Annotated in this window: 2 protein-coding genes; both read right to left on the minus strand. The window is 65.3% G+C overall.

Going from position 1 to position 1,271, the window contains the following annotated elements; all coding sequences use genetic code 11:
* Positions 1-232, minus strand: a 232-nt coding sequence (locus tag MRBLMA1_RS14015; RefSeq protein WP_363737452.1) for a GTP-binding protein, incomplete at its 3' end; no start/stop codon positions are given.
* Positions 121-1,233, minus strand: a complete 1,113-nt coding sequence (locus MRBLMA1_RS14020) for an NADH:flavin oxidoreductase/NADH oxidase (RefSeq protein WP_363737453.1) — start codon at positions 1,231-1,233, stop codon at positions 121-123. The genes MRBLMA1_RS14015 and MRBLMA1_RS14020, both read right to left, overlap by 112 nt.
* Between the last annotated feature and the right edge of the window lie 38 nt (positions 1,234-1,271).

A 1,271-nucleotide genomic window follows, 5' to 3' on the forward strand; every position in this document is an offset into this window, starting at 1 on the left:
GCGTCATCGCCGGATCGCGCAGGGCGCGATTGAGCAATGTGGTCTTTCCGCTGCCGAGAAAGCCGGTCAGCACTGTGACCGGCGTCCTCATATCCTGTTTGGGAGTCAGCATGCGCGCGCTCAGGCAGGTGCGCGGTGGTTGGGATACAGCTGCGGGCGAAGCGCGGGCCTGGCCATGCCGTATTTGGGCGCATAGTCGGTCGTCGCGCCGAGTTCCTCGGCCGCGTGCCATGCCCAGCGAGGGTCGTAGAGCGCGTCGCGGCCGATCATCACGAAATCGGCCTTGCCGGAGGCGATGATCTCTTCAGCCTGCTGGGCGCTGCCACCGATGAGGCCGACCGACATGGTCGGGATATCCGCTTCCTTGCGGATCCGTTCGCCGAACGGCACCTGGTAGCCGGCCGCCAGCGGAATTTGCTGACGGTGATCGAGCCCGCCGGTGGTGACGTCGATGAAGTCGCATCCGAGCGCCTTGAGCGCCTTGGCGAACTCGACCGCCTCGTCGGGGTTGAAGCCGCCCTCGACCCAGTCGGTCGCCGACACGCGAATGCCCATCGGCTTGTGCGCGGGCCATTCCGCCCGCATCGCCTTGAACACCTCGAGCGGGAAGCGCATGCGGTTTTCCAGCGACCCGCCGAACTCGTCGGTGCGCTGGTTGGCGAGCGGCGAGAGGAACTGGTGGATGAGGTAGCCATGTCCGCCATGCATCTCGATCAGGTCGAAACCGATCCGTTCGGCGCGCGCGACGGCCTGGCGGTGGGCTTCGATCAGGTCGAGCATCTCGGCCCTGGTCAGTGCGCGGGGCGCCGGAAAGTCACCGAACGGGATGGCCGATGGTCCGACCGTTTCCCAGGCGCCTTCCTCTGCGGTCAATGCCTTGCCGCCCAGTGCCGGCGGCTGCTGCGATCCCTTGCGCCCGGCATGCCCGATCTGGATCCCCATCTTTGCAACGCCGTAGGTGCGGCAGAAATCCACGACCCGCTTCAGCGCGGCTTCATTCTCGTCCGAACACAGGGTGGCGCAGCGCGGCGAGATCCGGCCGTCCAGCGCGACGTTCGTCATCTCGACCATGACCAGGCCCGCAGCGCCCATCGACAGACCACCCAGATGGGCCAGATGCCAGTCATTGGCCGAGCCCTCGTTCGAGTTATACTGGCACATCGGCGACACGACGATCCGGTTGGAAAGGGTCAGATCGCGCAGGGAAATCGGCGAAAAGAGCGTGCTGGTCATGGGTTGAAGGCTTTCTCTTGATGGTTGAGCAGATAGGA

Source organism: Sphingobium sp. LMA1-1-1.1 (assembly GCF_040676365.1).
In the GTDB taxonomy this organism is placed as follows: Bacteria; Pseudomonadota; Alphaproteobacteria; order Sphingomonadales; family Sphingomonadaceae; genus Sphingobium.

Bases quoted from the DNA above. Each gene is read 5' to 3' on its own strand.
- MRBLMA1_RS14020 (WP_363737453.1), bottom strand. From the start codon at position 1,233: ATGACCAGCACGCTCTTTTCGCCGATTTCCCTGCGCGATCTGACCCTT.